The organism is Pseudomonas sp. NCCP-436, assembly GCF_019656335.1.
Taxonomy (GTDB): domain Bacteria; phylum Pseudomonadota; class Gammaproteobacteria; order Pseudomonadales; family Pseudomonadaceae; genus Aquipseudomonas.
This window is the reverse complement of the sequence record NZ_BPLZ01000029.1, coordinates 1-6,510: the sequence shown is the minus strand read 5'-3', so window position 1 is coordinate 6,510 and position 6,510 is coordinate 1. Positions and strand designations below refer to the sequence as shown.

The 6,510-nt window shown below is 60.0% G+C and carries 6 protein-coding genes; 2 read left to right on the top strand and 4 right to left on the bottom strand.

Annotated elements, in window-relative coordinates; all coding sequences use genetic code 11:
• Positions 1-139, bottom strand: a 139-nt coding sequence (locus NCCP436_RS17705; RefSeq protein WP_259651436.1) for a hypothetical protein, incomplete at its 3' end; no start/stop codon positions are given.
• A 360-nt stretch (positions 140-499) separates the two neighbouring features.
• Between NCCP436_RS17705 and NCCP436_RS17380 the strand changes: the two genes are divergently transcribed.
• On the top strand, positions 500-1,732 hold the full coding sequence (locus NCCP436_RS17380) for an ABC transporter substrate-binding protein (protein ID WP_220805222.1): 1,233 nt from the start codon (positions 500-502) through the stop codon (positions 1,730-1,732).
• Positions 1,733-1,796: 64 nt separating this feature from the next.
• A complete protein-coding gene (locus tag NCCP436_RS17375) occupies positions 1,797-2,183 on the top strand; it encodes a hypothetical protein (protein ID WP_220805221.1) in 387 nt (128 codons plus the stop codon).
• Positions 2,184-2,188: 5 nt separating this feature from the next.
• Here the strand turns inward: NCCP436_RS17375 and nahK are convergent, their stop codons facing one another.
• The 3 genes from nahK to NCCP436_RS17360 all read right to left on the bottom strand — a co-directional run.
• Positions 2,189-4,831 (bottom strand): hybrid sensor histidine kinase/response regulator NahK/ErcS', encoded by a 2,643-nt coding sequence (gene nahK / locus NCCP436_RS17370; RefSeq protein ID WP_220805220.1) that lies wholly within the window; start codon positions 4,829-4,831, stop codon positions 2,189-2,191.
• Entirely contained in the window at positions 4,761-5,924 is a 1,164-nt protein-coding gene (gene nosP / locus NCCP436_RS17365; RefSeq protein WP_220805219.1) for a nitric oxide-sensing protein NosP, read from the bottom strand. Before nosP ends, nahK begins: the two co-directional genes overlap by 71 nt.
• A gap of 116 nt (positions 5,925-6,040) precedes the next feature.
• Positions 6,041-6,510, bottom strand: a 470-nt coding sequence (locus tag NCCP436_RS17360) for a hypothetical protein (RefSeq protein WP_259651520.1), incomplete at its 5' end; no start/stop codon positions are given.

Below are 6,510 nucleotides of genomic sequence, written 5' to 3'. Positions count from 1 at the left end.
TTACCGAGCCATCGACCGGGCTGGTGTTGGTGAAGTACTGGCCGCTGAGCGGGGCGACGAACTCACCGCCGATGTAGTTGCCATAGCGCGGCTTGAGGGTAACGAGGGAGCCTGGGGTACCCGGTTTCGCGTAAATCATGATGCTGACCTCACTTGTTGTTGGAACCCGTCCCCGGCCATGGGAACAGGTCATGGTTCGATCTTAGGAAGCCCCCTGTGGGGTCGGTATGCGCCCATGGCACAGATCGCCTCGTCAATTGGTAGTAGAGCCACAGCGCTCTGTAACGGGCCTTCCGCACGACAGCCACGGGGGCATGGAAAGCTAAAGGCTAGACCCGCTTGCCGATCCTTGCTGGTAGACCAGCGCAAATTTGAAACGTTTGCACCGGTTCCTGGCCAAATCCCGCCACAAGTAGCAACCGGCCGCCACCAAAAGCCCATGGCGCCTGTCTGGATCCGGTCGTAGAAAGGCAGCTCCCACCCACAAGGAGAATGCCCAATGGGACGTATTCTGCTCACGCTGCTGCTTGCCGGGCTGCTGGGCCTAGCACATGCCGAAAGCCTGAAGATAGGTCTCAACTACCCGCGAACCGGCAACTACAAGGATGAAGGGTTGGAGTTACGACGCGGCGCTCTACTCGCAGTTGAAGAGATCAATCAACAGGGGGGCGTACTGGGCCTGCCGCTTGAGCTGCTCAGTGAAAACACCCGCTCCGATCCTCTGCAAGCTACCCGCAACATTGATCGTTTCGCCCGTCAGGGAGCGCTGATGGTCTTTGGCGGTGCCACCAGTGAAGAGGCCATAAGCGCCGGACGTCGCGCCCGCGAACTGGATTTGCTTTATTTCGCCACACTGAGCTACGCCAATGAGGTCACTGGCCAGTCTGGTCAACGCTATCTGTTTCGTGAAACCGGCAGTGCCTGGATGAGTGCTCGCGTACTTGGTGAATACCTGTCCTGGCACCTGCCTCGCCAGCGCTATCACTACATCCTGATCGACGATGCCTGGGGTCGCAGCATTGAACAGACACTGCGTCTGGCCACCGGCAGTGCCGATCGTGCGCGACACGGACGCAGCGCTCTGCCCAACGGGCCGCTACGCCACGAGCAGTACCAGAAAGCGCTGGAGAAAGCCGCTGCCAGTAATGCCGACGTACTGGTACTGGCCCTGCTCGGTGAAAACCTCAAGCACAGTATACAACTGGCTCACAGCATGGGCCTGAAGCAACGCATGCAAATCATCGTGCCTAATCTGACCAAGAGTCTGGTGCAACAGGTCGGCCCGCAAGTAATGGAAGACGTGATTGGCACGGAAACCTGGACTTGGGACACACCCAGGCTGGAGAGTAGCAGTGCCGGGCAACGTTTCGTCGAGCGCTATATACAGGAGCATCAGGAGTATCCGGGCGGCACTGCCGCCTCTGCCTATACCATCGTCCAGCAGTGGGCAGACGCTGTCCGGCGCAGCGGCACGACCGACACTGAAAGCCTGATCGCAGCCCTTGAAGGTCACCGCTACCAGTTGCTCAAGGATGAACAGCAGTGGCGCGATTTCGACCACCAGAATCTGCAGAGCATCTACGCCATACGCGTACGCAAGCGCGAACAGATCATGCTCGATCCGCTCAAGCAGCATTACTTCGAGATCATCCATCGCATGAGCGGCGAACAGGCGGCACCCAGCCACGATGACTGGATTCAGGAGCGCGGCGAGACTCTCAGCCTGCAGTGACAAGGATTGCGGTGGCCACGGCTTTGCCGGACACTGGCCACCCACCCTTTTCCCGGAGTTGCCCGTGCCCTATTCCCGCCAGGAAACCCTCGCCCATCCCGATGTCTTGGATTGCACCATTTACCGCCCCGACGAACATGACCCGGACGTCGAAGAGCAGGATCTGGGCGACGCCCGCATCCTCATCACCGGTTCCTTCGAGCCCCCGGTCGAGTGGGACGCCCGCCAGCGCGAGGACTACTTCGGCGAGGAAGACCCGACGCATTTCGTCATGGCGCGCATCGAGAGCCTTGGCGAGCCTGGGAAGCCCGACTTCTTTCAGGTCGACAATGGCGATTATGTCGCCGTGCAGGTCAGCCTGAGCGAAGTAGTGATGTACTACGTCTACGATCATGAGGACGACGAACACGGTCGCCACTACGTACTGATCCGCGACGACGAGGAACTCTGAACACTTCAGTTGCCGCTGCCGCGCTCCATCAGGTGACACATGGCAGCTTTCAGTTTCATCGGTCGCACCGGCTTGTGCAGCAGACTGTGGCCCAGCTCGCGCATCTGCTGCTTCAGTTCGTTGCTGTAGTTGGCGGTGATCATCAGCGCCGGTAGCGGCGCACTGCGCCTGGCATTGATCTGCGCCACCGCATCAACCCCATTGCGCTCGTCGTCGAGGTGGTAGTCGGCGATCAGCAGGTCGGCATCGGCATGAAAGTTGTCGACCTGTCGCGCCAGATCTTCCTCGCTAAGGGCGGTGACTACCTGGCAGCCCCAGCCTTCGAGTAGAGTACGCATGCCGGCGCAGATCGCCGCATCGTTATCCAGTACCCACACCCGGGCTCCAGCCAGACGCTCGATCAATTGATCCGGACTGTCCTTGACGATGCGCGCACGTGGTGCACGACGGGTCAGCGGCACCTCCACGGCGAACATCGATCCCCTTCCCTGTCGCGAGGCCACGCGAATGCGGTGGCCGAGCATGCGTGAGATCTTCTCGACTATCGCCAGCCCCAGACCGAGGCCACGATCCTGCTTGCGCTGCACGTTATCGCCGCGCTTGAACTCCTGAAATATCTCGCTGAGTTTGTCTCCGGGGATGCCGATGCCGGTGTCCCAGACCTCAATCGACAGGTTGTTGCCGCGCCGCCGGCAGCCTAGCAGGATGCGCCCGCTGGCGGTGTAACGGATGGCGTTGCTGAGGAAGTTGCGCAGGATCCGCGCCAGCAACTGCATGTCACTGCGAACCATGGCCGAACTCGGCAGGTAATCCAGGCTCAATCCTTCACTTGCGGCGATCTGACGGTATTCGGTGGCCAGATTCTCCAGCAGTTCGCTCACCGCGAACGGGGCAATATCCGGTTTGATCACCCCTGCATCGAGCTTGGAGATGTCGACCAGTGTGCCGAGCAGACTTTCAACATCCTCCAGCGAATTACTGACACTGCGTACCAGCGGTTCACAGCCGGTCAGATCCCCCTTCTCCAGCAGTGCGCTAGTGAACAGTCGAGCCGCGTTGAGCGGCTGCAACAGATCGTGGCTGACCGCCGCGAGGAACTTGGTCTTTGACAGGTTGGCCTGCTCCGCTTCGGCCTTGGCCTCGCGCAGCCGTGTTTCCATACGGGTACGCTCGTCGATCTCGCGACGCAGTTGCTCATTCACCGCAGTCAGCTCGGCGGTACGCTCGCGAACCCGGTGCTCCAGATGCTGGTAGGCCTGATGCAGCGCCTCTGCGGTACGCCGACGCTCGGTAATGTCGCGGATCAGTACGAAGATGCCCACCACCTCCCCACTGGCCAGCCGGTTTGGTACATAGGAACGCAGCATGTAGCGTTCCTGACCATGGTGATTGGTTTCGGCGAACTCGAAAGTGACGCTTTCACCGGACAGCGCCAGTTCCACATAGGGTTCCAGGCGTTGACAGTGTTCCTCACTGTGGACCTCGCGCAGGCTCTGCCCGAGCATGGCACCACGCGGCCAGCAGTACCACTCCTCGTATACCTTGTTGGTGAATTCGTAGATCAGATCCGCAGACAGGTAGGCAATCAGTGCAGGCACATGATCCGTGATCAAGCGGATCCAGCGCTCGCTCTCACTCAATGCCTGGGCCTGACGATGGCGCTCGGTGATGTCGGTGAAGGTGTTGACGAAACCTCCGCCCGGCAATGGATGGGTACGCACCTCCAGCATGCGGCCGTCGAACAGACGAACCTCCAGCTGGCGCAACAGCTTGCCGGAGGCATCACGGCTTTCCGGCGTCAACAGGATCATTTCACTTTCAGCCATCACTTCGGCAAAGGGCCGGTTTGCGCTGATCGGGGCCAAGCCGCAAAGTTCCAGAAAGCGATGGTTCCACAGCTCCAGACCTCCCTCGGCATTAACCATGGCCATGCCTTGCGACAGGTTGTCGACTGCACGCTGCAGCAGTCGTGACTTCTGCGCCAAGGCCTGCTCGCGTCGCAGCGCCTCGCTCTGTTTTACTTCGGTGATGTCCGTATAGAGAATCACCAGCCCACCTTCGCGGGTCGGTCGCTCGCTGACCTGAACCCAGCGCCCGTCCTGCAAACGCAACAGGCTAGGCTCACCCTCCCTGCCCAACTGCTCTTCCATCACCAGGGTGCTGCTGCGAGTCAAGCGGCGGATTTCCTCAAGCCTGGCACCGGTTCCGATACGCGCCCGGGTACGCCCCAACAGCGCCCTGAAACGACTGTTGAAGAGGACAATACGCTGACGGTTGTCGAACAGCACAAAAGCATCGGAAATGCTTTCGATAGCATCGATAAGGTGGTGGTGGGCCGTCTCGGCACGCAGCCGTGCATCACTGAGCAACTGATTGCTGGACTTAAGCTCGGCCATTGCCTGGTTCAGCGCATCAGTACGCTCGCGTACCTGCTCGGCCAGTACCACCGAATGCTGGAAGGCTGCGTAGGCATCATCACCGCGAGAATGAATCGACTCCACCCGTTCTATCAGGGCGGCATTGATCCGTCGGAGCTTGGCATTCTCACGCTCCAGCTCCTCACAACGCGCCTGCAGCTCAGCGTTCTGCACGGCCAGTGGGACGTCCGATGGCGACACCGGTGAAGGTCTGGTTGATGTGCATGCCATTGAACTGCTCTCCGTAGGTGTTGAAGCCAATCACCCGGTGCTTGCGCAGCAGCGTCTCGACCGGCTCGACAAGCGCATCGGCCTCAACCTCCAGACGGCGCAGGAAGCAATCGCAGCCGATGGTCAGCAGCAACGGCCCAAGGCGCTGCTCCAGGCCCTCGAAGAGCCGCTGCAGATTGGGCAGCAGCGGCCCCGGTCTCATGGCGGTGAGAACGATGCCGTTCTCCACCGCGCAGTAGAAAGTCATGCTGAGGTCGTCATGTACCTGCTGAATCGAGCGCACGTAGTAGTGATCGCTGATGCGTACCGCCAGTGGATAGCCGGCGAATACACGCAGATCGAGCGACTTAAGCGGTACGCCGATCAGATCGGCATACTCCTGTGCCGCCGGCGCCGCATTCAGTTCGTAGACCCGGCGGCTGGAGCTGTCGGCACGGGTGACTACCAGTTTTTCCGCTCTGGGCTGAATGTGATGGGTGCTGAACACCTCGAAGTCGAGCCAGGTGTTGAACAGCACCACCACCGCCGCACCGCTATGAAAGCGCCCGTCGTGATAGACATAGGTACGCATCAGATGGTTGTCATCACCGGCCGAACCACCAAAATGCGGAATGCTGCCAAACGCCGCACTAAGAGCTCCGAGTACCAGCTCCTCCCGACTGGAAAGGCCGTCGAGCAGTGTCAGGGCGAAACTGTGCCCCTTGATCGCCGCCAGCTCGCTGCTACGGCACTCCTTGACCAGGCTATCAACCAGTTGCTGCGCATCGAGCAGGTTGAAGCGCTCCATCTCGTCGACCAGTGCACTGGCAATGGAGAAGCAGCGCAGGTCGAAGCCCAGCGCCACCACGCAGCCACGGCCATAACCCTGCGGGGTTATCTCCCCGGCGCTGGTGCAGCCAACCAGGCTGACACCACCGAAGTGCTGTTCCAGCGCCTGGCTAAGCCCCTCCAGATCGTATTCGGCCGAACAGAAGAACAGTACAAAACCAAGATAGGGATGGATCAGTTGACGCGCCAGCTCTTGGGCAGCCAGTTCCACATCCTTTGTGCTGGAGACGGCACTGAGTACACCCTCCGACTGTTCCAAGGCCATAAAACGCCCACCACTACTACCGATCTGGAGGAAATTTTACGAACCATCCCATGGCCGCCCCATGCTACTTGAGTACTGGATCAGGCATTCGTAGGTAGCGAGAAACACGCCGCCGGTCAGTTGGCCACTGGCCAGAACAGCAGCGTGAGCAGCAACATTCCGGCGTAGAACACTATTTCCAGGGTTTCCGTCCAGGGCTGGATGCGCCGTATCGCGCCATGCACATGCACCAGTGTCATCAGCAGTGCCACGGCTGCCAGCACCTCGAAGGTGGTATGCAGGGCTTCCCCCGTGAGCGCGGCACGCAACATCAGCACTTCTACGATCAGGATAAAGGCCCCCAGACAACGCCCGAAGTACACCGCCAAATCGACATCGGCGGGAATACACCAGCACATCCGACGGGCCCAGGTTAGTGGAATGAGAAAATGGGTAGCGCAAATACCAGGCTGGTACTCACCCGCCGCGTCAGGATAGTTGTCGTGTGAGTTGATTCGATGAGTCTTGGTCGGTGGGCGGAAGTGAGAGCCGTGTGGCGCGTTATTCGATAGAGCATCGGGAGTGGGTGGTGCGGCAGATGATGCCG

Bases quoted from the DNA above. Each gene is read 5' to 3' on its own strand.
- nahK (WP_220805220.1), bottom strand. From the start codon at position 4,831: ATGGCATGCACATCAACCAGACCTTCACCGGTGTCGCCATCGGACGTC.
- nosP (WP_220805219.1), bottom strand. From the start codon at position 5,924: ATGGCCTTGGAACAGTCGGAGGGTGTACTCAGTGCCGTCTCCAGCACA.
- NCCP436_RS17380 (WP_220805222.1), top strand. From the start codon at position 500: ATGGGACGTATTCTGCTCACGCTGCTGCTTGCCGGGCTGCTGGGCCTA.